Below are 25,300 nucleotides of genomic sequence, written 5' to 3' on the forward strand. Positions count from 1 at the left end.
GGATGATCCGCCTCGGCATCGTCGGCACCAGCTCCATTTCCGAACGACTCGCGGACGCCGTACGCGCCGTCGACGGCGTCGAGGTGACCCGCGTCGCGTCCCGCGACGACGCCCGAGCGCGCGCGTTCGCCGACCGGATCGGAGTTCCGGGTGCGGCGGTCGGCCTCGACGCCCTGCTCGCCGCCGCCGACGTCGACGCCGTGTATCTCGCGAGCCCCAACTCCGTGCACGCCGACCAGGTCCGCGACGCTCTGGATGCCGGCATCCCCACGCTCGTCGAGAAGCCCGCCACGCTCACCTCCGCGCAGTGGAAATCCCTGGTGGACCGCTCACGGGAGAAGGACGTGGTGCTGTTGGAGGCGATGCGCACCGCGTACGACCCGGGTATCACCGCGATCGCGGAAGCGTTGCCCCGTCTGGGCGTCGTGCGTCGCGTCTCGTTCCGGTACGAGAAGCGCTCGGCGCGGTATGACCTCGTGCAGGCGGGAGAGCAGACGAACATCTTCGATCCGGCCCTCGGGGGCAGCGCCCTGCGCGACCTCGGTGTCTACCCGCTGCACGCGCTCGTGCTGCTGTTTGGCCGGCCCCGCGCGATCCGGGGTGCGCGCGTGGGAATCGCCACGGGCACCGACGGGCTCGGGAGCGCGATCGCCGACTACGACGGTTTCGTCGCCGACGTCGCGTGGTCGAAAATCACCGACACGTCGCTGCCGAGCGAGATCCAGGGCGAGACCGCATCTCTGTCTATCGACGCGATCGACGCTCCGCGCAGGCTCGTGCTGACTCCGCACGGTGGCACGCCCGAGGTCATGCGGGTGGACGCCGCCGAGAACCCGATGATCGGCGAGGTGGAGCGGTTCCGCGACGCCATCCGGGGCGCGGACGTGTCGGTCGACCAGGAGCGCACCGCGCAGACGCTCCGCCTGGTCGACCTCCTCCTGGACGCCCCGCTCGACGGTCGCTGATTCATTCGTCGTTTCCCCGTGCGGGGTAGGAAGGCCAGATGAGAAGAGCGGGCACCGTCTCCGAGGTCTTCCTCGCGTTCCTCCGCCTCGGCGTCACGTCCTTCGGGGGACCGATTGCGCACCTCGGGTACTTCCGCGACGACCTCGTCACGCGGCGGCGCTGGATGGACGACCGCGCCTACGCCGACCTCGTGGCCCTGTGCCAGTTCCTTCCGGGGCCCGCCTCGAGTCAGGTCGGTTTCGCGATGGGGCTGCAGCGTGCCGGGCTCCTCGGGGCGATCGCGGCCTTCCTGGCGTTCACGCTCCCCTCGGCGGTGCTCCTGGTGGCGTTCGCCGCCGGGGCGTCGCTGGTCGGGGGGCCGGTGGGTGGCGGCATCCTGGACGGGCTGAAGGTCATCGCGGTCGCCATCGTCGCCCAGGCCGTCTGGGGGATGGCCCGCTCGCTCACGCCCGACGCGCCCCGCGCGGGGATCGCGGTGGTCGCCGCCGCGCTGGCGCTGTTCGCCCCGGGAGCGATCGGCCAGGTCGGCGCGCTCGCGGTCGGGATCGTGGCCGGGCTCGTGCTGCTGCGGGGCACACCGGAACCGGCGGGAGAGCCGCTGGCGTCGTTCGGTGTGTCTCGGGCCGTGGCGATCGGATGCCTCGTCGTCGCCGCTGCGGCCCTCATCGGGCTACCTCTCCTCGCGGCTGTCACGGGATCGGGCCTGGTCGCGCTCGCCGATGCGTTCTTCCGTTCGGGCGCGCTCGTCTTCGGCGGCGGACACGTCGTGCTGCCGCTGCTGCAGGCCGAGGTCGTGCAGACCGGGTGGGTCTCGCCCGAGGCGTTCCTGGCCGGCTACGGCGCCGCCCAGGCCGTTCCCGGACCGCTGTTCACGTTCGCGGCCTACCTGGGTGCGGTGTCGTCGGTGGGGCCCGGCGGCATCGCGGGCGCGGCGGTCGCGCTCGCGGCGATCTTCCTGCCCGGGTTTCTCGTGCTCGTCGGGGTGCTGCCGTTCTGGGACGCGCTGCGCGGCCGACCCCGGGTACGCGCGGGCATGCGCGGGGCGAATGCGGCGGTCGTCGGCATCCTGGGGGCGGCGCTCTACACGCCGGTGTTCACGACCGCGGTGACCGGGCCGGGGCCCTTCGTTCTGGCCCTGGTCGGTTTCGTGCTGCTGACCGCGTTCCGGATGCCGGCGTGGGGCGTCGTGATCGTCGGGGCGGCCGGAGGCGTCGTGCTCACGCTGCTCTGACGAGCGTTCGCGGCGTTCGGTGCTGCCGTGCCGCGGAAAAAAAAGAACCCTCGCGATGTAGAAGCTACGCGAGGGTTCCAGTGGCTCCGACCGGCATCGATCCGGTGACCTTTCGATTTTCAGTCGAACGCTCTACCAACTGAGCTACAGAGCCGAACGGCATGTCTGCCGCTTCCGAGACGAAAGGCCTTCTCGAAAGAAGGCCCGTCGCTGTGGAGCGACCCTGACGGGACTTGAACCCGCGACCTCCGCCGTGACAGGGCGGCACGCTAACCAACTGCGCTACAGGGCCATGCGTATTTAATTGTGACCGGTGAGTGACCCCAACGGGATTCGAACCCGTGCTACCGCCGTGAAAGGGCGGCGTCCTAGGCCGCTAAACGATGGGGCCGGATGAAGCCTGGAACCGTGTGATTCCGTGCTCGCTTGCCGACCACCGAGCCTACTTCAAGATTTGCGAGATTGCCAATCGAGGGCGTGGCGTCCGTCGTTTCGGCGTGTCGGCGCGCCAAACTGAGCCGCGGCAGCGGGAACTCGCCCTGTTGTTCGTGTGATTCGTGTTGCTACTGTGGTGCGAGTTGCGAACCGGTGAGATGAGGTATTCCCGTGACGCCTGAACCCCCCGATGGCGCCGACGACTGCGGTTGCGCACCCTCCGCTGCGGAGCGTGCACGGCTGTGGCCGGCCCTCGACCGGCGGAAAGCGCTCAAGCTCGGTGCCTTCGGAGCCGTGGCGCTCGGTGCGTTCGGCGCGACAGTTCCCTCGCTGATGTCGTCGTCGGCGGCGTTCGCAGCCGACTACCCGTCGTGGGCCGACGTCGAGGCCGCGCGTGCGAACGAGTCGGCGAAGGCCGCCGAGATCTCGCGGATCCAGGGTCTCATCGCGGGCCTGCAGTCCGAGGTGGCCCGCACGCAGGCCGAAGTCGTCGCCCGCTCCGACGAGTACTACGCCGCGCAGCAGGCCTATCTCGACGCCGATTACCGGGCGCAGCAGATTCAGTCGCAGGCCGACGCCGAGGCCGCGAAGGCGACGGATGCCGCGACCAAGGCCGGAAAGGTCGCGGCGCAGCTCTACCGCTCCGGCGGCGACGACACCTCGCTCGAGCTGTTCTTCTCGGGCTCCGCGGCCAACGCCGACGACCTGCTCGCGCGGCTCGGCACCATGGACAAGCTCATCGAGCGCAACCGCTCGGTGTACGCGGCGGCGGTCACCGCGCGCGACTCCGCGCGCCAGTTGAGCAACCAGGCGAACGATGCCCGCGCCGAGCGCGACCGCCTGAAGACGATTGCCGAAGAGAAGATGGTCGCCGCGCAGCAGGCCGCCGATGCCGCTCAGGCAGCGCTGGCCGCCCAGCAGGCGAACCAGGCCGTGCTCGAGGCGCAGCTCTCGGCTCTGCAAGACACCACGGCCAAGACCGTCGCCGATTACCAGGCCGGCGTCGAGGCCGAGCGCAAGGCCCGCGAGGAACGCGAGCGCCGCGCCCGCGAAGAAGCCGAGGCCCGTGCCCGCGCGCAGCGCGAGCAGGAGGAGCGCGACCGCCAGAACAGCAACAACAACGGCGGTGGCGGCGGCGGTGGTGGTGGCGGCAACGCCGGCGGTGGTGGCGGTGGCGGCAACTCCGGTGGCGGTGGCGGAAGCGTCGGCGGCTCCGGCTGGGCCCGCCCGTCGTCGGCGGGAACGACCTCGGGTTACGGCCCGCGCTCGGGGCAGTGCAGCCCCAGCTACTGCGCGAGCACGAACCACCTCGGACTCGACTTCGGCGCGGGCTGCTGGTCGCCCATCTACGCCGCGGCGTCGGGCCGCGTGACGTACGCCGGGTACAACGGCGGCTACGGCAACTACATCCGCATCCAGCACGACGACGGATCCGGCACGGGTTACGCGCACATCGTCGGCGGCGGCATCTACGTCTCGAGCGGGCAACGCGTCTCAGCCGGGCAGCAGATCGCAGCCACCGGGCAGACCGGCAACTCGTTCGGATGCCACCTCCACTTCGAGGTCTACCCGCCGTGGGGTGGAACGACCAACCCCGCGACGTGGTTGCGCGACCGCGGCGTCTGGGTCTGAACAACGCGAAAGCCCCCGGTCCGAGACCGGGGGCTTCGTCGTGACCGGACAGATCAGAGGGTGTTGGGCGCTTCGCCCTCACCCTGCGTCTTGGTCTGGGCGTCGTGCTCCTCGAAGCGGGCGAACGCCTCGCCGACCAGGCGCTCGGCCTCGGCGGCGCCGGCCCACTCGTCGACCTTGACCCACTTGTTGGGCTCGAGGTCCTTGTAGTGCTCGAAGAAGTGCGAGATCTCCTTCTTCGTCCACTCGTCGATGTCATCGACGTCCTGGATGTGGTCCCAGCGCGGGTCCTTCGACAGCACGGCCACGACCTTGTCGTCGCCGCCGGCCTCGTCGCTCATCTTCAGCACGCCGACCGGGCGCACCTTGGCGAGCACACCGGGGTAGAGGTCACGGTCGAGCAGCACGAGCACGTCGAGCGGGTCGCCGTCCTCGCCGAGGGTGTTCTCGAAGAAGCCGTAGTTGGCCGGGTAGCCGAACACCGTGTACAGGATGCGGTCGAGGAAGACCCGGCCCGTGCCGTGGTCGACCTCGTACTTCACGCGGCTGCCGCGCGGGATCTCGATGACGGCGTCGTACGCGCCCATACTCGTGCTCCTTAGATCTGTGGATTTCCGCGCCCAGCCTAGCCGGGGTACCCCCGCGGCCCACGCGGCGAACCTCGGGGCCGCTAGCGTGGAGGGATGGAGCGGCGCCCGGGACTGAGCCCCGCCGTCGCCGAGGTGCGGCGGGCGGTGCGCCGCGCGCTCGAGGGCCGGGACGGCGCGGTCGTCGTGGCGCTGTCGGGCGGGGCGGATTCGCTCGCGCTCACGGCAGCGACCGCGTTCGAAGCGCCGCGGCACGGCATCCGGGCCGAGGCTGTCGTCATCGATCACGGGCTGCAGGACGGATCGTCCGAGATCGCCGCGCGCGCCGCCGAGGCCGCCCGTGGGCTGGGACTCGCCGCCCGCGTCGTCGCGGTCGAGGTGCGGTCGGGCGACGGCCCCGAGGCCGCGGCGCGCGAGGCGCGCTACGCCGGTCTCGCGCGCGCGGCCGCCGAGACCGGGGCCGGAGCGGTGCTGCTGGGGCACACGCTCGACGATCAGGCCGAGACCGTGCTGCTGGGGCTCTCCCGCGGGGCGGGCGCGACGAGCCTGGCCGGCATGGCGCCCGAGCGACGGGATGCCAGCGGCCCGGTGTGGCTGCGGCCGTTGCTGTCCGTGCGGCGCGAGACCACGGCCACCGCGTGCGCCGCCGAGGGGCTCACCCCCTGGCAGGACCCGCAGAATCTCGACCCCGCGTTCGCTCGGGTGCGGGTGCGGGAGAGCGTCCTGCCGACCCTGGAGCGCGAGCTCGGGCCCGGGATCGCCGAGGCTCTGGCCCGCACTGCCGACCAGTTGCGCGAAGATGCCGCGGCGTTCCACGACATGATCGACGAGACGATCGAAGACATCGTCGAGCACGCCGAGGCGGGCATTTCGGTCTCGGTCGCCGCTCTCGCCGCCAACCCCGCGGCCCTGCGCAACCGCATCGTGCGGTACGTCGTCGACAGCGAGTTCGGTGTCGCCCTCTCCCGGGCGCAGACCCTCGAGGTCGCGCGGCTGGCCACGGAATGGCGCGGACAGGGGCCGATCGATCTGCCCGGATGCCTCGCGCGCCGCGTCGGCGGTCGAATCGAGATCGTCGCGCGCGCGGCATCCTGAATCGTCCTGCGTAGACTTGCCCAATGCGCGCGGCCGACATCTCCGACGACATCAGCGAAGTCCTCCTCACCGAGGAGCAGATCCACGGCAAGCTCGCCGAACTGGCCACCCAGGTGGCCGACGATTACGCCGGGCGCGACGTCGTTCTGGTGGGCGTGCTCAAGGGCGCGGTCATGGTCATGGCCGACTTCGCCCGGCACCTGCCCATGCACGCCACCATGGACTGGATGGCGGTGTCGTCGTACGGGGCGAGCACCCGCTCCAGCGGCGTGGTGCAGATCCGCAAAGACCTCGACACCGACATCACCGGCAAGCACGTGCTGATCGTCGAAGACATCATCGACTCCGGTCTGACCCTCAGTTGGCTGCTGGAGAACTTCGCCTCGCGCGGGGCCGAGTCGGTCGAGGTGCTCGCGCTCCTGCGTAAGCCGGATGCCATGAAGGTGCAGGTCGACTGCCGCTACGTGGGCTTCGACATCCCCAACGACTTCGTCATCGGTTACGGCCTCGACTACGCCGAGAAGTACCGCAACCTGCGCGACGTCGCCGTTCTCGCGCCGCACGTCTACTCCTGACCGGCCGACGGATGCGGGGCGCCCCGGCGTGGCATCCCTCGCCCGCGTACGCCCACGACGAACGCACAGACTTGGCATAGCCCGCGGGCGTTAGCCTGATTGCACCGCTTTTTCCCCGGCGGATCACGAAAGGGCTGGGCTCGCCCACCATGAATTTCAAGAAGATCACGCGCAACCCGATCATCTACGTTCTGCTGGTCGGTCTGCTTCTGGTCATCGGCTTCTCGCTCATCACCAACCTGAGCGGGGCCCGTCAGATCTCGACCCAGGAGGGCCTGGAGCTGCTCAAGGGCAGCACGGTCACCTCGGCGACGACGAACGACGTCGACCAGCGCGTCGATCTGACCCTCTCGAAGCCCTTCGAGGGTGCCGACAGCGTGCAGTTCTACTACGGCACGGCGCGCGCGTCCGAGGTGGCGACGGCGATCGACTCCGCCGCGCCCGCCGACGGATTCAACGACGTGGTGCCGCGCCCGGGCTGGTTCGACGGCTTCCTCTCGCTGATGCTCCCGCTCGTGCTGCTGGGTCTGTTGTTCTGGTGGTTGCTTTCCAGCGCCCAGGGTGGCGGCAGCAAGGTGATGCAGTTCGGTAAGTCGCGGGCGAAGCTCGTGACGAAAGAGACGCCGACCGTCACCTTCCAAGACGTCGCGGGCTCCGACGAGGCGATCGAGGAGCTCGAAGAGATCAAAGAGTTCCTCAAGGACCCGAAGAAGTTCGAGGAGGTCGGCGCCCGCATCCCCAAGGGCGTACTGCTGTACGGCCCTCCCGGAACGGGAAAGACCCTGCTCGCGCGCGCTGTCGCGGGTGAAGCCGGTGTGCCGTTCTACTCGATCTCGGGTTCGGACTTCGTCGAGATGTTCGTCGGCGTCGGCGCCAGCCGCGTGCGCGACCTGTTCAACCAGGCGAAAGAGAACTCGCCCGCCATCATCTTCATCGACGAGATCGACGCCGTCGGCCGCCACCGTGGTGCCGGCATGGGCGGCGGTCACGACGAGCGCGAGCAGACCCTGAACCAGATGCTCGTCGAGATGGACGGCTTCGACCCCAAGGTCAACGTCATCGTCATCGCCGCGACCAACCGCCCCGACATCCTCGACCCCGCACTTCTGCGTCCGGGCCGTTTCGACCGTCAGATCGGCGTGGACGCCCCCGACCTCAAGGGGCGCCAGCGCATCCTCGAGGTGCACGGCCGTGGCAAGCCGCTCTCCGATTCCGTCGACCTCGAGGTCGTGGCGCGGAAGACGCCCGGGTTCACCGGTGCCGACCTCGCGAACGTGCTGAACGAGGCGGCGCTCCTGACCGCCCGCTCCAACGCTCAGCTCATCGACAACCGCGCGCTCGACGAGGCGATCGACCGCGTCATCGCGGGTCCGCAGCGTCGCACGCGCGTGATGCGCGAGAAAGAGAAGCTCATCACCGCGTACCACGAGGGCGGACACGCACTCGCGGCGGCGGCGATGAACCACACCGACCCCGTCACGAAGGTCACGATCCTCCCGCGCGGCAAGGCGCTGGGCTACACGATGGTGCTGCCGCTCGACGACAAGTACTCGGTGACGCGCAACGAGCTGCAAGACCAGCTGGCGTACGCCATGGGCGGGCGCGTGGCCGAAGAGATCGTGTTCCACGACCCCACCACCGGGGCGTCGAACGACATCGAGAAGGCCACGAGCATCGCCCGCAAGATGGTGACCGAGTACGGCATGACGACCGACGTCGGTCCGGTCAAGCTCGGCTCCTCGTCGGGCGAGGTCTTCATGGGCCGCGACATGGGTCACGGCCGCGACTTCTCGGAGCGGATCGCCGAGCGCGTCGATGCGCAGGTGCGCGGTCTTATCGAGCAGGCGCACAACGAGGCCTACCAGGTGATCAACGCCAACCGCGAGATCCTCGACCGCCTGGCGCTCGCCCTGCTCGAGAAAGAGACCCTCGACCACATCGAGCTCGCCGAGATCTTCACCGACGTCAAGCGCCTGCCTCCGCGCCCGCAGTGGCTGTCGTCGGGCGACCGTCCGGTGTCGAGCCTGCCGCCGGTCGAGGTGCCGCGCCGCGCGGCTCCCACGGGTGTCGCCGCGTCGGTCGAGGCCGAAGCGCCGTCCGCCACGCAGCCGCAGCTCCGGCCGAGCGGACAGACGCGACCGGCCACCGCCTAAGGCGCCGTGGCCGTCGACCGGGAGCGCGTGGCCGCGCTCGTACGCGAGTTGCTCGAGGCGATCGGGGAAGACCCCGATCGCCCGGGTCTGCGGCAGACCCCGGCCCGGGTCGCCGACTCGTGGAGCGAGTTCTTCGGGGGAGTGGGCGAAGACGCCGGCGCCCCGCTGCAGCACACGATCTCGGTGAGCCGGGGCCCCGCGCCCGACACGCTGCCCTCCGGGGCCGTGCTGGTCCGCGACATCGCGTTCCGCTCGATGTGCGAACACCACCTGCTGCCCTTCCGCGGACGCGCGCACGTGGCCTACCTCCCCGGCGAAGAGGTCGTGGGACTCGGTGCTCTGCCGCGCGTCATCGACGTGCTCGCTGCGCGGCCGCAGGTGCAGGAACGCCTGGGCGAGCAGGTCGCCGACACCCTCGCCGGGGCGCTCGACGCCCGCGGCGTCCTGGTGATCCTGGATGCCACGCACGAGTGCGTCACGATGCGTGGCGGCCGTCAGACCGCGGCGTCGACCGTCACGATCGCCGCGCGCGGGGAGTACACCGATCCGGTGGCCCGCGCCGAGCTCGTCGCTCTGATCGGAGCGCGCGCGTGACCCTCGTGATGGGCATCGTCAACGTCACCCCCGACTCGTTCAGCGACGGCGGCCGGTTCCTCGACCCCGATGTCGCGATCGCCCACGCTCGCCTCTTGCGCGAGCAGGGCGCCGACCTTCTCGACGTGGGCGGCGAGTCCACCCGACCCGGAGCCGAGCGGGTGGCGCCGCGCGTCGAGCAGCAGCGGGTGCTCCCGGTCGTCGAGGCCCTGGCATCCGAGGGGCTCTTCGTGAGCATCGACACGATGAACGCCGCGACGGCCCGGGCTGCGGTGGACGCCGGCGCCCGACTCGTCAACGACGTGTCCGGGGGATTCGCTGACCCCGAGATGCTCGCGGCGATCGCCGACACCTCCGCCGATGTCGCGCTCGGGCACTGGCGCGGGCCGTCGTCCGAGATGTATGCGCGTGCCGAGTACGACGACGTCGTGCGCGAGGTCGCGGCGGAGCTCTCCGAGCGCGCCGCGGCGGCGGAGGCGGCCGGCATCGCGCGCTCGCGCATCGTGCTCGACCCGGGCATCGGTTTCGGCAAGCGTGGCGGGCAGAACTGGGCGACGCTGCGGGGCCTCCCGCGGCTCGTCGATCTGGGCTACCGCGTGCTCGTGGGAACGAGCCGCAAACGCTTTCTCGCCGACGCGATCGGCGACGACGCCGACCTCGCCCGCCGCGATCTCGCCACGGCCGTGACCAGTGCCCTCGCCGCGGGCGCGGGCGCGTGGGCCGTGCGGGTGCACGACATCCCGACCACTCGCGACGCTGTGGCCGTCGCCCGCGCCTGGGAGGCCTGATGGACTTCGCCGACGAGATCACGCTGACGGGGGTGCGTGCCTTCGGGTTCCACGGCGTCTACCCCGACGAGAAGCGCGAGGGTCAGGAGTTCGTCGTCGACGTCGTCCTCCAGCTGTCGCTCCGGCCGGCCGCCGAGACGGACGACGTCGTCGACACGGTGCACTACGGCGAGCTGGCCGAGCGCATCGTCGCGATCGTTGAGGGCGAGCCGGCGGACCTGCTCGAGACGCTCGCCCAGCGCATCGCCGACGACGTGCTGACCGACGGGCGCGTGATCCTGGTCACGGTGACCGTGCACAAGCCGCAGGCGCCGATCACGGTGCCCTTCGGCGATGTCTCGGTCACGATCCGGCGGGGGCACGCATGAGCGTTCGACTGGCCCACGGCATCGGCGATGCCCCATCCGCTGACCCTGTCCCGGCGGTCGTGGCGCTCGGGGCGAACCTCGGTCAGCGCGCCGAGACCCTTGCCGCGGCCGTGACCGCGCTCGGGGCGCTGCCGCTCACGAGCGATGTCCGCGTGTCGACCCCGATCGAGACGGTCGCGGTGACCCTCGACGGCGAAGACGTCGATGCCCCGCGGTACCTCAACGCCGTCGCGCTCCTCCAGACCCGCCTGGCGCCCACGACGCTCCTGCGCGAGCTGCACCGCATCGAAGCCGAGCACGGTCGGGTGCGTCGCGAGCGCTGGGGCGACCGCACGCTCGACCTCGACCTCATCGCCTACGACGGCGCGCGTATCGACGGTGAGCACCTGACCGTGCCGCACCCCCGCGCGCACGAGCGCGACTTCGTGCTCGCGCCGTGGCTCGAGATCGATCCGGATGCCGAGATCCCCGGCCGCGGTCGGGTCGATGCCCTGCTGGTCGCCCTCCGTCGGGACACCCGATGAAGCGCACGGGCGTGACGATCCTCGTGGTGGCGGCGATCGTGGGAGCGGTGGTCGGGTTCCTCGTGGACACCGGACTGACCGCCGCGGGGCGACCGACCTTCACTCCGGCGGCGAGCCTGCCCACGGTCCTGGTGCTCTTGGGTGCGATCGTCGTCGCGGTCGCCGTCCCGGTCTTCCGCGCTTCCCGGGGCCGCTCCGACCGCCGTATCGATCCGTTCCGGGCTCTGCGCATCGCGATGCTCGCGAAAGCCTCGTCGCTCCTGGGAGCCGCCGCGCTCGGTTTCGCCCTCGGCCTTCTCGCGTTCGTCTTCACCCGTCCCTTCCCTCCGTCGATAGGCTCGTGGGGATCGATCATCGCGACGGCCGTGTGCGGTGCCGCCCTTGTCGCCGCGGGACTCGTGGCCGAGCAGCTCTGCACCATCCGGAAGGACGACGATGACGAACAGCCCGGATCCGCGGGAGCACAGCCCGACACCGGCCCCTCCGCCCACTGAGCCGGCTGTTCCCGACGCTTTCCCCGACGATCACGGCCCCGATGCCGTCCTCGACGACGCGACGTTTCCGCGCATCCTCGAGCCGCGCGGGGCGGGGCGTCTTCCGCTCGGCGACGGCACCTGGCATCAGCTCGCTCGCGCCTACGTGCGCGTGCAGCTGATCTCGCAGGGGGTCTTCTTCCTGCTCGTTCTCGCCGCCGCCATCGTGGCGCAGGCGATCACCGGTGTGTTCTGGCAGTGGATCCCCGTCGGCATCGTTCTGCTGGTCACGGCGATCAGCGTGATCATCACGCCCCGCCAGGCCCGCTCGTTCGGCTACCAGCTGCGCCGCGACGATCTCGTCTTCCGTCGTGGCATCCTGTGGCAGCGCGTGGTCGCCGTGCCGTATGGGCGCATGCAGCTCGTCGACATCACCCATGGCCCGCTCGACCGCGGCTTCGGTATCGCCCAGCTCAAGCTCGTCACCGCGGCCGCCTCCACGGGTGTGACGATCCCGGGGCTGACGCAGGAGGCGGCGGAGCAGTTGCGCGACACTCTCATCGACGTCGCCGAGACCCGCCGGACCGGCCTGTGACCGACCCCGGAACGACCGATCCGTCGGGGGAGCAGCCACCGGCGGCGCGCGTCGTCGTGCGTTCCCCGCTCAGCGATGGGGAGTGGCACCGCCTGCACCCCCTCACGCCGCTCCTGCGCGGGGGGCTGTTCCTGCTCGTGATCATCGGCGTGGTCGTGGCGAACATGCGCGAGCGCCTTCTCGAGCTGTTCCTCCCCGCCGTCACCGATCTGCCGCCGGGGGTCCTCCCGCCCGACCCGGTCGACTTCCTCTTCACGAACAACCTCCTCCTCATCGCCGGGGGGATCGCCCTGGTCGTGCTGCTGGTGCTGCTCGGGGTGTTCCGCCTGTCGTGGCGGTTCCACACGTTCCGCATCAGTGACGACGACGTCGAGGTGCGCTCGGGGGTTCTCTTCCGCACGCATCGGCGCGCGCCCCTCGACCGGGTTCAGGGCGTGAACCTGACGCGCCCGATGATCGCTCGCCTGCTCGGCATGGCCAAGCTCGAGGTCGTCGGCGCCGGTCTCGATTCCAACGTGAAGCTCGAGTACCTCTCCGCCCGCGAGGCCGAGACCGTCCGCGGCGACATCCTGCGCCTCGCCTCGGGGCGCCGCCTGGCCGAGCGAGGTGCGGCGAGCGTGCCCGGCGGCTCCTTCGCGCAGCAGGCCGCCGACGCGGTGGGAGCCGGCATCCAGGGAATCGTCGACGGGGAAGACCTCTCCGACAGCGAACCCGAGAGCATCGTGCGCATCCCCGTCGGGCGCCTGATCGCGTCGCGAGTGCTGAGCGGGTCGACGCTCTTCCTGATCGCTCTCGTCGCGGGAATCGCCGTCGCGGCGACCATCTCGACGCCGTGGGTGCTGTTCTCGATCGTGCCGGCGTTCCTGGCGTTCGGCGCCTATTACGTGCGCTCGATCGCGCGGGGCCTGCGCTACTCCATCGCGCCCACGTCCGATGGCGTGCGGCTGACCTTCGGCTTGTTCACCACCGTCAGCGAGGTGATCCCGCCCGGTCGCGTGCACGCGATCGAGGTGCGCCAGCCGCTGCTGTGGCGCCCGTTCGGGTGGTGGAGCGTCTCGGTGAACCGCCTCTCGGGGCGCGGGGCCACCGATTCGAGCACCGATCAGTTCGCCGCGGTGCTGCCCATCGGAACCCGTGACGACGTCGAGCGGGTGTTGCGGATCCTCGCGCCCGCCCTGCCGTCCGACGAGTGGACGTTCGTGTTCCGCCACGGCATCCTGGGTCCGGTGGACGACGACCCCTACGTGACCACGCCCTCTCGCGCCCGGCCGTTGCGCCCCCTCTCGTGGCGGCGCAACGGCGCCCTGCTGACCGCGGACGCGCTCTTTCTCCGTCGCGGTCGGCTCTGGCGCTCCCTCGCGATCGTGCCGCTGGCCCGCCTGCAGTCGATCGGTCTCCAGCAGGGGCCGCTGGGTCGTTCAACGCGCACCGCCACCGCGGTCGCGCACGTGATCACCGGAACGGTGCGCACCTCCGTCGGAGCCCTGGACCGGGATGCCGCGCTCACCCTGTTCCACGACACCGCGCGCGCGACCGTGGCCGCCGCCGCGGGCGATCGCAGCCACCGGTGGGCCGGATGACCGGCCGCGACGGTCGGCTCGGAGTCGGCATCATCGGGGCGGGACGCGTGGGGCCGATCATCGGCGCCGCGCTCGCGGGCGCGGGGCACGCGCTGACCGGCGTCACCTCGGGCTCCGACGACGATCGGGTCGAGGCGATCCTCCCCGGAGTGCCGGTTCTGACGCCCGAGGAGGTCGTGCGCCGCAGCGAGCTCGTCGTCGTCGCGGTGCCGCACGACCAGCTGGCGGGCCTGGTGGCGGGCCTGGCCGATCTCGGGGCCTGGCAGCCGGGGCAGCTCGTGCTGCACACCGATCCCGCGTACGGCGTCGACGTGCTCGCCCCCGCTCTGCGTCGCGGCGCGATCCCGCTGGCGATCCATCCCGCCATCGTGTTCACCGGGGCGTCGTCCATCGATCTTCGCCAGCTCGCGCAGGCGTACGCGGCGGTCACGGCTCCCGCCCCGGTGCTGCCGATCGCTCAGGCGCTCGCGGTCGAACTCGGGTGCGAACCCGTCGTCATCGCCGAGACCGACCGGGTGGCGTACGCGGAGGCGGTGGCCACGGCGACGGAGTTCTCGCGATCGATCGTGCGCCAGTCGGCCGCGCTCCTCGCCGGCGTCGGCGTGGAGAACACCGGCGCCTACCTCTCGGCCCTCGTGCGCTCGAGCGTGGATCAGGCGCTGGTGGAGGGCACGGGGGCGGACCGCGCGGGCCCGGACGCTACGATCGACGGATGATCCGCACCATCGAGGATCTGCGCACCCGACTGGCCGAGGCCAGAAGCGCAGATCGCCCGGGCGGTGCTGCGCGCGTCGCACTCGTGTCGACGCTCGGAGCCCTCCACGACGGCCACGTCGACCTCATCCGCGCCGCGCGTGCGCACGCCGACATCGTGGTGGTGTCGACCTTCGTCAACCCGCTGCGCTTCCGCACGGCCGAGGAGACCGCCGCGTACCCCCGCACGCCCGAAGCCGACGCCGACCTGCTTGCCGGTCTCGGGATCGACCTGGTGTTCGCGCCGTCGGCGGCGGAGTTCCTTCCCGCGGGAACGGCGACCACCCGGGTGTCTGCCGGCGACCTCGGGCTCCGGTACGAGGGACGGGTGCGGCCCTTCTACTTCGACGGCGTGCTCACGGTCGAGGCGAAGCTCTTCCACCTCATCCGCCCCGACGTCGCGGTCTACGGCGAGCGCGACCTGCAGCGCGAGTTCCTGGTCCGCCGCATGATCCGCGACCTCGACTTCGGTATCGACACGGTCCTCGTCCCCACGGTGCGCGCCGACGACGGATTGCCGATCTCGAGCCGGGTGGGCCTGCTGGATGCCGCCGACCGCCGCGCCGCGGCCAAGCTCCCGCGTGCGCTGGAGGCCGCGGCATCCAATGCCGACCTCGGGGTGGACTCGTGCATCGCCGCGGCGCAGTCCTCGCTCATGGGCGAGCCGCGGATCGGATTGGAGTACCTCTCGGTTGTCGATCCCGACACGTTCCTCCCCGTCGATGACGGCCATCGCGGCCGCGCGTTCGCGCTCATCGCCGCGACCGTCGGCGGGCACCGGTTCATCGACAGCGCCGAGATCTCCCTGGGCTGACACCGAGGGGCGGGGAAGCCGGACGCTGTGCGCCGATAAACTCGATGCGACCCCGAGGAGCCTTCACGATGACCGACGCGCCCGCGAACGACGCCGCCGAACCCACCGAAGACGACGTCTTCGAGCAGAAGGCGGTTCGTCTCGCCAAGCGCGAGCGTCTGCTCGACGAGCGCGCTGACGCCGCCGGGGGGCCGTACCCCGTCGCCGTGCCGGTGACCGACACGATCCCGGCCCTGCGTGCGCGCTACGACGACCTCGAGGCCGGTGCCGAGACCGGCGTGACCGCGGGTGTCGCCGGCCGCGTGGTGTTCAGCCGCAACACCGGCAAGCTGTGCTTCGCGTCGCTGCAGGCCGGAGACGGCAGCCGGATCCAGGCCATGGTGTCGCTGGCCAACGTCGGCGACGAGTCGCTGCAGGCCTGGAAGGAGCTCGTCGACCTCGGTGACCACGTGTTCGTCTCGGGCGAGGTGATCTCCAGCCGCCGCGGCGAGCTGTCGATCATGGTCACCGAGTGGAGCATCGCGGCCAAGGCCGTGCTGCCGCTGCCGAACATGTACTCGGAGCTGAGCGAAGAGAGCCGCGTGCGCAGCCGCTTCCTCGACCTCATCGTGCGGGACCGCGCCCGCGAGACCGTGCTCGCACGCGCCAAGGTCAACGCGAGCCTGCGTCGCACGTTCGCCGAGCGCGACTTCGTCGAGGTCGAAACGCCCATGCTGCAGGTGCAGCACGGAGGGGCGAGCGCCCGGCCGTTCATCACCCGCTCCAACGCCTTCGACGCCGAGCTCTACCTGAGGATCGCACCGGAGCTCTTCCTCAAGCGCGCGGTCGTCGGCGGCATCGACCGCGTGTTCGAAATCAACCGCAACTTCCGCAATGAGGGCGCCGACTCCACGCACAGCCCGGAGTTCGCGATGCTCGAGGCCTACCAGGCGTACACCGACTACAACGGCATCGCCGACCTGACCCAGAAGCTCATTCAGGATGCCGCGATCGCCGTTGCCGGTTCGACCACGGTGACGTGGGCCGACGGCACCGAATACGACCTCGGCGGCGAGTGGGACCGCCTCTCGATGTACGAGTCATTGTCGGAGGCGGCCGGACGCTCGATCACGCCCCAGACCTCGCTCGAGGAGCTGCGCGCGTTCGGCGCCGAGTCCGGCGTGGACGCCCCCGCGCACGAGACGCACGGAAAGTGGGTCGAAGAGCTCTGGGAGCACTTCGTCAAGGGTGGCCTGACGCGACCGACCTTCGTCATGGACTTCCCGGTCGACACGAGCCCCCTCGTGCGCGAGCACCGCTCGATCGCCGGCGTGGTGGAGAAGTGGGACCTGTACGTGCGTGGTTTCGAGCTGGCTACCGGGTACTCCGAGCTCGTCGACCCGGTCATCCAGCGCGAGCGTTTCACCGAGCAGGCGAAGCTCGCTGCGCGCGGTGACGACGAGGCGATGCCGATCGACGAGGAGTTCCTTCGTGCGCTCGAGCATGGAATGCCCCCGACGGGCGGAATGGGAATGGGGATCGATCGCCTCCTCATGGCGATCACCGGTCTCGGGATCCGCGAGACGATCCTCTTCCCCCTGGTGAAGTAGAGCCCGCGCGGGCGGGGCGTTCGAACGTCCACTCCGGCAGGTGTGCGTGGTCGGTCATGGCCCGCACGATGTCGGCGAGGACGTGCCCGGAATCGATGTCGAGCGTCCATGCGGCGTAGGTGGCCGCGTGCGTCGACCGCCCTGTCGCCCAGGCCAGCCAGGCGCAGGCGGCGAGGGGTCCCGCGCGCCGATCGCGCGGAGTCGCCGCAGCGACCCGTCGGCAACGTTCGAGAGCGCGGCGCAGTCGGTCGGGATCGGGCCGGGCGCCCTGGCCCCATAGGGGTCTCGCCAGGTCTTCGGGAAAAGGCGCGCCGTCGGCGTACGCGCACTGCGCGCGATAGGTCGCATCGCCGGTCGTGATGTCTCCGACCCACTGCATGAGAGCGACGTCGCGCAGGCCCGGGCGCTGGAGACAGAACGCCAGTGCCACGGTGTCCCGCACACCGAGGTCGCCGCCCGGGGTCACCGCGGCCTCGAACACCGTCGGCGGGTCGGCGAGGTCGTCGGCCACCTCGGTCGCGGCGGCGCGGCGGCGCATCGAGAGGCGAGCACCGCCGCGCTGATCCATCACGCGCTCGAGGTCGCCGAGCAGCCGGTATACCGCCGCCGCCTCCTGAGGCTCGACGGCGGGGAGCTCGGCGGCGGCGAACTGATCGTCGTGCACTCCCGGTTCCGAGTCCGCCATGTCGCGGGCGGCGACCTCGGCCAGGGGCTGGGCGCCGTCGGGCAGCGGCGAGAGGTAGCTGTTCCAGCCGTCGCGGCCGACGGCGAGGGCATCGACGACGCCGAGGCCGCAGATGTCGGCACGCGCGCGCAGGGCAGCGACCAGAGCACCGTGGGGTGCGCCCGCGGCGTCGGCGACGGAGAGGTCGGTGTACACCACGACCGCCACGGCATCCGTCTGCGGCACCTTGCACGCCATGCCGATCACGGTGGAGGCGATGCTCGCGACCTCGGCGACCGTGTCGGGCTCGGGGAGATCGACGCGGAGCGCACCGAGTGAGCGTGTGCCCGCGAACGTGATTAGCACGAGGCTGTGTCGGGGTGTGCATCCGAGCAGGTGGGGGACGTGGGCGAGGAAGTCGGCGGGGGATCCGACGCGGACGATCGTTGACATGGCCACGAGCGTGGCGCAGAGGCCACGGGCACCGGGGCGAATCCGGGCCAAATGGGGATGGATCCGGAACATCGATGCCTGTGAGGAAGCGGCCCCGCGCCCGGCGTCGCCGTGACACACGTATCCTGGTGACGTGGACAACATGTGGGCAGCCGTGCTGTGGGCGATCCTGCCCACCATCGTGGTGTCGGCGACCTTCTTCTTCATCCTCCGCGGGGTGATCCGCATCGACCGCACCGAGCGCAAGGTCTACGCGCGCATCGAGGCCGAGGAGCGCGCGAAGCGCGGGCTCCCCGCAGCCGACAGCTCTCCCCGTTGATCCGCGTGCTCCCGCGCGTGTCGGAGCCAGTCACTACGCTGGGTGGACGACTCGCCCAGGAGGCCCCGTGATGGACACCACGTTCGAGGCGAGCTGGCTCGTCATCGCGTTGTTCGTGATCGACCTGGTCGTGCGTATCGCCGCGGTCATCATCGTCCCGCGCAACCGGCGCCCCACCGCGGCCATGGCCTGGCTGCTCGCGATCTACTTCATCCCGTTCGTCGGGGTGTTCCTCTTCCTGCTCATCGGTAATCCGCGTCTCCCGCGCAAGCGCCGTCGCAAGCAGGCCGACATCAATCGCTACATCCACGACACCAGCGAGTCGCTCGTCTTCGGCACGCTGCGTCCGAACGCGCCCGACTGGTTCCGCGCGCTCGTGAACCTGAACCGCAACCTCGGCGCCATGCCGATCGCCGGAGACAACGCCGCGACGCTGATCGCCGACTATCAGGAGAGTCTCGACGCGATGGCCGACGCCATCCGAGAGGCGAAGCGTTACGTGCACGTGGAGTTCTACATCCTGCAGTCCGATGACGCCACCGACAATTTCTTCCGGGCGCTCGAAGAGGTCGCGGCGCGGGGAGTGGTCGTCCGGGTGCTGCTGGACCACTGGGCCAACCGGGGCAAGCCCTACTACCGTCAGACGTTGCGGCGGCTCGACGCGATGGGAGCGCACTGGCACCTCATGCTCCCCGTGCAGCCCCTCCGCGGACGCTATCAACGCCCCGACCTGCGCAACCACCGGAAGCTCCTCGTCATCGACGGCACCGTGGCCTACATGGGCTCGCAGAACGTCACCGACTCCACGTACAACCTCCGCAAGAACATCCGCCGTGGTCTGCACTGGGTCGACCTCATGGTCCGCGTGCAAGGACCGGTCGTCGCCAGCATCAACGCCGTGTTCCTGAGCGACTGGTATAGCGAGACCGACGAGACCCTGACCGACGAGATCGACCTGTTCAGCGTCGAGTCCGGTCCGGGTGACCTGGATTGCCAGATCGTCCCCTCCGGCCCCGGGTTCGACTTCGAGAACAACCTCAAGCTCTTCCTCGGACTGCTCTTCGCGGCGCGGGAGCGCATCATCATCGTCAGCCCGTACTTCGTGCCCGACGAGGCTCTGCTCCTCGCCATCACGACCGCCTGCCAGCGCGGAGTGCACGTCGAACTCTTCGTCTCGGAGGAGGGCGATCAGGCGATGGTCTACCACGCCCAGCGCAGCTACTACGAAACGCTGCTGCGGGCCGGCGTGAAGATCTGGATGTACCGCCGCCCGTTCATTCTCCACAGCAAGAGCCTGACCATCGACGATGAGGTCGCCGTCATCGGGTCGAGCAACATGGACATGCGTTCGTTCGGTCTCAACCTCGAGGTCTCGATGCTCGTGCGCGGCGAGGAGTTCATCCGCGAGATGCGGTACGTCGAAGACGCCTACCGCACGCTCAGCCGTGAGCTGACCGCCGAGGAGTGGCGTCGCCAGCCGCTGCGCTCGACGATCCTCGACAACCTCGCGCGCCTCACCTCGGCACTGCAGTAGCAGGGGGCTGTCGGGCCTTCGGCTGCGGCATCCCTCGAACTTCGCCAGGATGGAGCGAAGCACTTCACCAACGGAGGTCCCATGTCGCACCGTCGCTTCTCGATCCTCGGACTCGTGGCCGCCGGACTCGTCGGGGTGGGAGCCCTCGCGGGGTGCGCCAGTGGCGCGGGGAGCGCCCCCGAAACCTCGTCGCCGGATGCCTCGGAGTCGGTGCCCGCCGCCGACGTTCAGGCGGCGTGGCTCGACGGGGGCCGCAGCATCGCGGTGGTCACCTCGGGCAGTTCGACGTGCGCGCCGACCTCGGTCGAGATGCCGACGCTCGAGGGGCGGGTGCTGACGGTGCCGCTCGCCGAGAGCACGCGAACCGCGTGCACGCGCGACTTCGTGCCGCGCGCGACGCTGGTCCCGTTGCCCGAAGGCGTGGATCCCGCCCAGGGCCTCCAGATCGCGATCACCGGAGCCGTCGCGGGCGAAACGATCCTCGCCGGACTCCCCGAGGCGCCGGCGCCGGTGCCGGAGTTCAGCCCGAGCGCCGGATGGGTCGATTCCTCGATGGTCGCCCTGCTGACCTGGGGGAGTTCCGGCTGCCCGCCCGTGGTCGAGACGGTGACAGCGGCCGGTGGCGACGTCGCGATCGGCTTCGCCACCCCGCCCGCTGACCAGGTGTGCACGGCCGACATGGCGCCGCGCGTCGCGCTGGCCGAGGTCGGGGGCGTGGCCCCCGCCGGGCCCGTCCAGCTGGTGCTCTCGGGCGGCAATGTCGTGGCCGACGGGCCGATCCCCGTCCTCGGCGTCCGCTGACCCGTCCCCTTCACCGCTGCAGCACGAGCAGGTCGCCCACCTCGCAGTCGAGGGCGCGGCAGATCGCGGCGAGCGTCGAGTAGCGGATCGCGCGAGCCCGGTCGTTCTTCAGCACCGACAGGTTGACGATGCTGACCCCGACCAGCTCGCTCAACCGTGTCAACGTCATGCCCCGTTCGGCGAGCAGTTCGTCGAGTCGGCAGTGGATGCCGCTGGGCCCGTCGTCTTCGGTCGCCGGGGTCATACGAGACCTTCGGTATCGCGCTGCAGGCGGTGTCCATAGGCGAACACCACGGACAGAGCCAGGATGCCGAGGCCAATCAGCGCCCAGACCGGGTCGAAGGCCGTGCCGATCACGAAGACGCCCCCGGCGGAGGGGTTCAGTTCATCGGCGGCCATCATGCGTCCGAGCCCGCCCACGCCCGTAGACAGGAGGCCACCGATGAGCAGTGCCGCGCCGGCGACCTGTGTCGCGACGATCAGTGCCAGGTGGAACGGACGACGCCACAGCAGCAGCAGGAAGAAGAGCATCAGCGCCCCCACGGTAAGCAACGTGGTCAGGGCCCCGAACACGACACCGAGCACGAGCAGGGTGCGGGCTTGCTCGCTGAGACCACTCGCGATGACCCACGCCGATTCGTACTGGGCCGACGTGATCGCGGCAGACCCCTCCGTGGGCGACGTCGGCACGCCGGCGTCGGTGAGCAGGCTGAAGCCCCCGTCGCCGGTGGCGATGCCGACCGCGGATCGGATCGCGGGGAGGGCGAGCGCGAAGCCCATGACCAGCCCGGCCACGACGAACAGAATCACGGTGCCGCGCTCCATGCGCGCGGAGACCCCGGATGGGCGCGTCATCACACCAGCCCCTCGGTATCGCGCTGCAGGCGGTCGCCGACGGTGAAGACGGTGCTCGCCAGGGCGACCAGAAACGCAGCGCCGAACAGCAGCGGCAGATCGACCATCTGTACCGAGCCTCGCTCATACGTGTAGTCGGAAATTCGTGCAAGGGCGCCGTTCGCCACCATGTTGTGGAAGAACGGCACCCCGGCCAGGCCCGCGAGGGACACCACGCCCGCGCAGACGACCAAGACAGTGTGTCGTCCCGAGAAAATCCGGCCTCTGATGATGCCGGCCACGAGGATGAGCAGCAGAGTGACGACGGTTACGACGACGATCGCGAACAGTGCCTCAGCGATCACGAGCGCCCAGAGCGAAGCGACGGGCAGCTCCGGCGCGACCAGAACGCCTTCGGTCATTTCGACGGGAACACTCCCCCCGTCAGGGCCGAGAGGTGCCTGAGCGGCAGTGTCGACGAAGGGCGCAGTAACCCGAACGTCCCGGTTGGGAAGGGCGGTCACGATGTTCGTCACGCTGCGGATGACGGCCCAGACGGCCAGACCCGCGCCGAGAATCGTGAACCCCATGTAGGCGGACGTGTCTCCGGGCGACAGCACGCGCGCGGTGGGACGGGGGGATGCCATGACCTACTCCTTATCGATGTTCGTTGTTATCGGTTGTCGATAACTTATCGACTTTCGTTACGTGCGACAAGCCCCCGGGCTCGGGCGGTATGCCCACGGCGAACACGGGGCCCTGGCATCCGGCCGCTGGTTACTCTCGATGTACGGCGCGCGGAGGCGTGCCTGTCAGCCCATTCCTGGAGGGACTGAGGATGTTCGAGAGATTCACCGACCGTGCCCGTCGCGTGGTTGTGCTCGCCCAAGAAGAGGCGAAGATGCTCAACCACAACTACATCGGGACCGAGCACATTCTCCTCGGCCTCATCCACGAGGGCGAGGGTGTCGCTGCCAAGGCGCTCGAGTCGCTCGGCATTTCGCTCGACGCCGTGCGCGAGCAGGTGCAAGACATCATCGGCCAGGGTCAGCAGCAGCCGACCGGCCACATCCCCTTCACGCCGCGTGCGAAGAAGGTTCTCGAGCTGTCGCTGCGTGAAGCGCTGCAGCTCGGCCACAACTACATCGGCACCGAGCACATCCTGCTCGGCCTCATCCGCGAGGGCGAGGGTGTCGCCGCGCAGGTGCTCGTCAAGCTCGGCGCCGACCTGAACAAGGTGCGCCAGCAGGTCATCCAGCTCCTCTCGGGCTACCAGGGCAAGGAGCCCGCGGGTGTCGCTTCCGGCGCCGGCGAGCAGAGCCAGGGTGCCGCCCAGGGCGGGTCGGCCGTGCTCGACCAGTTCGGGCGCAACCTCACGCAGGCCGCGCGCGACAACAAGCTCGACCCCGTCATCGGGCGCGAGAAAGAGATCGAGCGGGTCATGCAGATCCTCTCGCGTCGCTCCAAGAACAACCCCGTCCTCATCGGTGAGCCCGGTGTCGGAAAGACGGCGGTCGTCGAGGGTCTCGCGCAGGCCATCGTCAAGGGCGACGTGCCCGAGACGCTGAAAGACAAGCAGGTCTACTCGCTCGACCTCGGCTCGCTCATCGCCGGGTCCCGCTACCGCGGTGACTTCGAAGAGCGTCTGAAGAAGGTCACGAAAGAGATCCGCACGCGCGGCGACATCATCGTCTTCATCGACGAGATCCACACCCTCGTGGGTGCCGGTGCCGCCGAGGGTGCGATCGACGCGGCCTCCATCCTCAAGCCGCTCCTCGCTCGCGGCGAGCTCCAGACCATCGGCGCCACGACGCTCGACGAGTACCGCAAGCACTTCGAGAAGGATGCCGCTCTCGAGCGCCGCTTCCAGCCGATCCAGGTCGCCGAGCCGAGCCTGCCCCACGCGATCAACATCCTGAAGGGGCTGCGCGACCGCTACGAGGCGCACCACAAGGTGCAGATCACCGACGGCGCGATCGTGGCGGCGGCCAACCTGGCCGACCGGTACATCAGCGACCGGTTCCTGCCCGACAAGGCCATCGACCTGATCGACGAGGCCGGCGCGCGTCTGCGCCTGTCGATCCTGTCGTCGCCGCCCGAGCTGCGCGAGTTCGACGAGAAGATCGCCAAGGTGCGCGAGCAGAAGGAGCAGGCCTCCGAGGAGCAGGACTTCGAGAAGGCCGCGTCGCTGCGCGACGAGGAGAAGTCGCTCCTGGCCGAGCGTCTGCGCCTCGAGAAGCAGTGGCGCTCGGGTGACGTCGCCTCCCACGCGGTGGTCGACGAGGGCCTGATCGCCGAGGTGCTCGCCCAGGCGACCGGCATCCCGGTGTTCAAGCTCACCGAGGAAGAGACCAGCCGCCTCATGTTCATGGAGAAGGCGCTGCACCAGCGCGTCATCGGCCAGGAGCAGGCGATCGCGGCCCTGTCGCGCACGATCCGTCGTCAGCGCGCCGGTCTGAAGGACCCGAAGCGTCCCTCGGGCTCGTTCATCTTCGCCGGCCCCACGGGCGTCGGAAAGACCGAGCTCGCCAAGGCGCTCGCCGAGTTCCTCTTCGACGACGAGGGCGCGCTGATCTCGCTCGACATGTCGGAGTTCGGTGAGAAGCACACCGTCTCGCGTCTGTTCGGTGCCCCTCCCGGGTTCGTCGGCTTCGAAGAGGGCGGCCAGCTCACCGAGAAGGTGCGCCGCAAGCCGTTCTCGGTCGTGCTCTTCGACGAGATCGAGAAGGCCCACCCCGACATCTTCAACTCGCTGCTGCAGATCCTCGAAGAGGGTCGTCTGACCGACGGTCAGGGCCGCATGATCGACTTCAAGAACACCGTGATCATCATGACCACGAACCTCGGTTCGTCGGCGATCGCCGGTGGTCCGGTCGGCTTCCAGGTCGAGGGCAGCGCCCAGACGTCGTACGAGCGCATGAAGGGCAAGGTCGACGAAGAGCTCAAGCGCCACTTCAAGCCCGAGTTCCTCAACCGCGTCGACGACGTCATCGTCTTCCCGCAGCTGAACAAGGACGAGCTGCGCCAGATCGTGGGGCTGTTCACCAAGCGCCTGGCCGACCGTCTGCTCGACCGCGACATGACGATCGAGGTGTCGGATACCGCGAAGGACAAGCTCATCGAGATCGGATTCGACCCGACTCTCGGCGCTCGCCCGCTGCGCCGCGCCATGCAGCGCGAGGTCGAAGACCGGCTGAGCGAGAAGATCCTCCACGGTGAGCTCGTGTCGGGCGACCACGTGAAGATCGGTGTCGAGAACGGGCAGTTCACGTTCGAGAGCGGACCGCGCGGCGACAAGGTCGCCATCGGCGTCGGCACGGCGGGGGAAATCGCCGCCACGCCTGACATCGTCGCCGGCAGCTGACGACGGAACAACGAAGGGGCCCGGATGCCATGGCATCCGGGCCCTCGTCGTACCCTGGGACGATGACTTCCCCCGCGCCGTTCGTCGTCCGCCCCGCCGGAACCGCCGACGTCGCGCGCATCCACGCGTTGCTCGAGCCGTACGTGCAGAAGCGGATTCTGCTCGGCAAAGACCTCGTCGTGCTGTACGGCTCGGTGCAGCAGTTCGTCGTCGCGGAGGTCGACGGCGTGGTCATCGGCTGCGGTGCCCTCCACGTGATGTGGGAGGACCTGGGCGAGATCCGCACGCTCATCGTGCACGAGGACTGGCTGCACCACGGCATCGGTCGCGCCATCGTCGAGAAGCTCGAGGGCTACGCGCGCGACCTCGGCGTGCGCCGCCTGTTCTGCCTCACCTTCGAGGTCGACTTCTTCACGCGTCGCGGGTTCGCGCCGATCGGTGAGCAGGTCGTCGACCCCGACGTGTACTCGCAGCTGGTGCGCAGCCCCGATGAGGGGGTGGCGGAGTTCCTCGACCTGGCGCACGTCAAGCCCAACACCCTCGGCAACACCCGGATGCTCAAACACCTGTGAGCGTCGC

Annotated in this window: 26 protein-coding genes and 3 tRNA genes; 21 read left to right on the plus strand and 8 right to left on the minus strand. The window is 70.0% G+C overall.

Annotation, left to right across the window (positions count from 1 at the left end; translation table 11 throughout):
* Positions 1 to 2: 2 nt before the first annotated feature.
* Both ACU6WY_RS01270 and chrA read left to right on the plus strand, forming a co-directional pair.
* Positions 3 to 965: a Gfo/Idh/MocA family protein gene (locus ACU6WY_RS01270; protein ID WP_483820680.1), complete on the plus strand. Its 963-nt coding sequence runs from the start codon at positions 3 to 5 to the stop codon at positions 963 to 965.
* 38 nt (positions 966 to 1,003) lie between these two features.
* A complete protein-coding gene (chrA, locus tag ACU6WY_RS01275) occupies positions 1,004 to 2,197 on the plus strand; it encodes a chromate efflux transporter (RefSeq protein WP_483820681.1) in 1,194 nt (397 codons plus the stop codon).
* 81 nt (positions 2,198 to 2,278) lie between these two features.
* Here chrA and ACU6WY_RS01280 read toward each other — a convergent pair.
* From ACU6WY_RS01280 to ACU6WY_RS01290, 3 genes are all read right to left on the minus strand, one after another.
* A tRNA-Phe gene (locus ACU6WY_RS01280) sits at positions 2,279 to 2,351 on the minus strand.
* A 64-nt stretch (positions 2,352 to 2,415) separates the two neighbouring features.
* Positions 2,416 to 2,489 (minus strand) — tRNA-Asp (locus ACU6WY_RS01285).
* 26 nt (positions 2,490 to 2,515) lie between these two features.
* Positions 2,516 to 2,588, minus strand: a tRNA-Glu gene (locus ACU6WY_RS01290).
* A 215-nt stretch (positions 2,589 to 2,803) separates the two neighbouring features.
* Here ACU6WY_RS01290 and ACU6WY_RS01295 point away from each other — a divergent pair.
* The gene (locus ACU6WY_RS01295) at positions 2,804 to 4,264 is read left to right on the plus strand and encodes a peptidoglycan DD-metalloendopeptidase family protein (protein WP_483820682.1); all 1,461 of its coding nucleotides are present in this window, start codon (positions 2,804 to 2,806) and stop codon (positions 4,262 to 4,264) included.
* Positions 4,265 to 4,317: 53 nt separating this feature from the next.
* Here the strand turns inward: ACU6WY_RS01295 and ACU6WY_RS01300 are convergent, their stop codons facing one another.
* Complete coding sequence (locus ACU6WY_RS01300; protein ID WP_483820683.1) at positions 4,318 to 4,851, minus strand: inorganic diphosphatase; 534 nt, start codon at positions 4,849 to 4,851, stop codon at positions 4,318 to 4,320.
* A 96-nt stretch (positions 4,852 to 4,947) separates the two neighbouring features.
* Between ACU6WY_RS01300 and tilS the strand changes: the two genes are divergently transcribed.
* The 13 genes from tilS to lysS all read left to right on the plus strand — a co-directional run bounded on the left by tilS (position 4,948) and on the right by lysS (position 16,752).
* Positions 4,948 to 5,946: a tRNA lysidine(34) synthetase TilS gene (gene tilS, locus ACU6WY_RS01305; RefSeq protein WP_483820684.1), complete on the plus strand. Its 999-nt coding sequence runs from the start codon at positions 4,948 to 4,950 to the stop codon at positions 5,944 to 5,946.
* A gap of 23 nt (positions 5,947 to 5,969) precedes the next feature.
* Complete coding sequence (gene hpt, locus ACU6WY_RS01310; protein ID WP_483820685.1) at positions 5,970 to 6,521, plus strand: hypoxanthine phosphoribosyltransferase; 552 nt, start codon at positions 5,970 to 5,972, stop codon at positions 6,519 to 6,521.
* 149 nt (positions 6,522 to 6,670) lie between these two features.
* Positions 6,671 to 8,674, plus strand: a complete 2,004-nt coding sequence (ftsH, locus tag ACU6WY_RS01315; protein WP_483820686.1) for an ATP-dependent zinc metalloprotease FtsH — start codon at positions 6,671 to 6,673, stop codon at positions 8,672 to 8,674.
* Between the two features lie 6 nt (positions 8,675 to 8,680).
* On the plus strand, positions 8,681 to 9,268 hold the full coding sequence (gene folE / locus ACU6WY_RS01320; protein ID WP_483820687.1) for a GTP cyclohydrolase I: 588 nt from the start codon (positions 8,681 to 8,683) through the stop codon (positions 9,266 to 9,268).
* Positions 9,265 to 10,056: a dihydropteroate synthase gene (gene folP, locus ACU6WY_RS01325; protein WP_483820688.1), complete on the plus strand. Its 792-nt coding sequence runs from the start codon at positions 9,265 to 9,267 to the stop codon at positions 10,054 to 10,056. Before folE ends, folP begins: the two co-directional genes overlap by 4 nt.
* On the plus strand, positions 10,056 to 10,424 hold the full coding sequence (folB, locus tag ACU6WY_RS01330) for a dihydroneopterin aldolase (protein WP_483820689.1): 369 nt from the start codon (positions 10,056 to 10,058) through the stop codon (positions 10,422 to 10,424). The genes folP and folB overlap by 1 nt, the downstream gene beginning before the upstream one ends.
* Positions 10,421 to 10,948, plus strand: coding sequence for a 2-amino-4-hydroxy-6-hydroxymethyldihydropteridine diphosphokinase (gene folK / locus ACU6WY_RS01335; protein ID WP_483820690.1), 528 nt, complete (start codon positions 10,421 to 10,423; stop codon positions 10,946 to 10,948). The genes folB and folK overlap by 4 nt, the downstream gene beginning before the upstream one ends.
* Positions 10,945 to 11,442, plus strand: a complete 498-nt coding sequence (locus tag ACU6WY_RS01340) for a DUF3180 family protein (protein WP_483820691.1) — start codon at positions 10,945 to 10,947, stop codon at positions 11,440 to 11,442. Before folK ends, ACU6WY_RS01340 begins: the two co-directional genes overlap by 4 nt.
* Positions 11,384 to 12,016, plus strand: a complete 633-nt coding sequence (locus ACU6WY_RS01345; protein ID WP_483820692.1) for a PH domain-containing protein — start codon at positions 11,384 to 11,386, stop codon at positions 12,014 to 12,016. Before ACU6WY_RS01340 ends, ACU6WY_RS01345 begins: the two co-directional genes overlap by 59 nt.
* Positions 12,013 to 13,596 (plus strand): PH domain-containing protein, encoded by a 1,584-nt coding sequence (locus ACU6WY_RS01350; RefSeq protein ID WP_483820693.1) that lies wholly within the window; start codon positions 12,013 to 12,015, stop codon positions 13,594 to 13,596. The genes ACU6WY_RS01345 and ACU6WY_RS01350 overlap by 4 nt, the downstream gene beginning before the upstream one ends.
* The gene (locus tag ACU6WY_RS01355) at positions 13,593 to 14,312 is read left to right on the plus strand and encodes a DUF2520 domain-containing protein (RefSeq protein WP_483820694.1); all 720 of its coding nucleotides are present in this window, start codon (positions 13,593 to 13,595) and stop codon (positions 14,310 to 14,312) included. Before ACU6WY_RS01350 ends, ACU6WY_RS01355 begins: the two co-directional genes overlap by 4 nt.
* Complete coding sequence (gene panC, locus ACU6WY_RS01360) at positions 14,309 to 15,163, plus strand: pantoate--beta-alanine ligase (RefSeq protein WP_483820695.1); 855 nt, start codon at positions 14,309 to 14,311, stop codon at positions 15,161 to 15,163. Before ACU6WY_RS01355 ends, panC begins: the two co-directional genes overlap by 4 nt.
* Positions 15,164 to 15,231: 68 nt before the next feature.
* Positions 15,232 to 16,752 carry a lysine--tRNA ligase gene (lysS, locus tag ACU6WY_RS01365; protein WP_483820696.1) on the plus strand — a complete coding sequence of 507 codons (1,521 nt, stop codon included), beginning with the start codon at positions 15,232 to 15,234 and terminating at the stop codon, positions 16,750 to 16,752.
* Here lysS and ACU6WY_RS01370 read toward each other — a convergent pair.
* Entirely contained in the window at positions 16,703 to 17,869 is a 1,167-nt protein-coding gene (locus tag ACU6WY_RS01370) for a DUF4192 family protein (protein WP_483820697.1), read from the minus strand. The genes lysS and ACU6WY_RS01370 overlap by 50 nt on opposite strands.
* A 133-nt stretch (positions 17,870 to 18,002) precedes the next feature.
* Here ACU6WY_RS01370 and ACU6WY_RS01375 point away from each other — a divergent pair, with 133 nt between their 5' ends.
* The 3 genes from ACU6WY_RS01375 to ACU6WY_RS01385 all read left to right on the plus strand — a co-directional run bounded on the left by ACU6WY_RS01375 (position 18,003) and on the right by ACU6WY_RS01385 (position 20,523).
* Complete coding sequence (locus ACU6WY_RS01375) at positions 18,003 to 18,188, plus strand: hypothetical protein (RefSeq protein WP_483821947.1); 186 nt, start codon at positions 18,003 to 18,005, stop codon at positions 18,186 to 18,188.
* Between the two features lie 70 nt (positions 18,189 to 18,258).
* Positions 18,259 to 19,722 (plus strand): cardiolipin synthase, encoded by a 1,464-nt coding sequence (gene cls, locus ACU6WY_RS01380; RefSeq protein ID WP_483820698.1) that lies wholly within the window; start codon positions 18,259 to 18,261, stop codon positions 19,720 to 19,722.
* Positions 19,723 to 19,803: 81 nt separating this feature from the next.
* Positions 19,804 to 20,523: a hypothetical protein gene (locus ACU6WY_RS01385; protein WP_483820699.1), complete on the plus strand. Its 720-nt coding sequence runs from the start codon at positions 19,804 to 19,806 to the stop codon at positions 20,521 to 20,523.
* Between the two features lie 10 nt (positions 20,524 to 20,533).
* Here the strand turns inward: ACU6WY_RS01385 and ACU6WY_RS01390 are convergent, their stop codons facing one another.
* Genes ACU6WY_RS01390 through ACU6WY_RS01400 form a run of 3 tightly spaced genes read right to left on the minus strand, consistent with a single transcriptional unit; the run spans position 20,534 to position 22,004 of the window.
* Positions 20,534 to 20,767, minus strand: coding sequence for a helix-turn-helix domain-containing protein (locus ACU6WY_RS01390; RefSeq protein WP_483820700.1), 234 nt, complete (start codon positions 20,765 to 20,767; stop codon positions 20,534 to 20,536).
* Positions 20,764 to 21,378 carry a hypothetical protein gene (locus ACU6WY_RS01395; RefSeq protein ID WP_483820701.1) on the minus strand — a complete coding sequence of 205 codons (615 nt, stop codon included), beginning with the start codon at positions 21,376 to 21,378 and terminating at the stop codon, positions 20,764 to 20,766. The genes ACU6WY_RS01390 and ACU6WY_RS01395 overlap by 4 nt, the downstream gene beginning before the upstream one ends.
* The gene (locus ACU6WY_RS01400; RefSeq protein ID WP_483820702.1) at positions 21,378 to 22,004 is read right to left on the minus strand and encodes a hypothetical protein; all 627 of its coding nucleotides are present in this window, start codon (positions 22,002 to 22,004) and stop codon (positions 21,378 to 21,380) included. The genes ACU6WY_RS01395 and ACU6WY_RS01400 overlap by 1 nt, the downstream gene beginning before the upstream one ends.
* A gap of 191 nt (positions 22,005 to 22,195) precedes the next feature.
* Between ACU6WY_RS01400 and ACU6WY_RS01405 the strand changes: the two genes are divergently transcribed.
* Positions 22,196 to 24,721 (plus strand): ATP-dependent Clp protease ATP-binding subunit, encoded by a 2,526-nt coding sequence (locus ACU6WY_RS01405; RefSeq protein ID WP_483820703.1) that lies wholly within the window; start codon positions 22,196 to 22,198, stop codon positions 24,719 to 24,721.
* A 62-nt stretch (positions 24,722 to 24,783) separates the two neighbouring features.
* On the plus strand, positions 24,784 to 25,293 hold the full coding sequence (locus ACU6WY_RS01410) for an amino-acid N-acetyltransferase (protein ID WP_483820704.1): 510 nt from the start codon (positions 24,784 to 24,786) through the stop codon (positions 25,291 to 25,293).
* Positions 25,294 to 25,300: the final 7 nt, after the last annotated feature.

The sequence above is a fragment of the Microbacterium sp. ZW3a genome, from assembly GCF_057167165.1.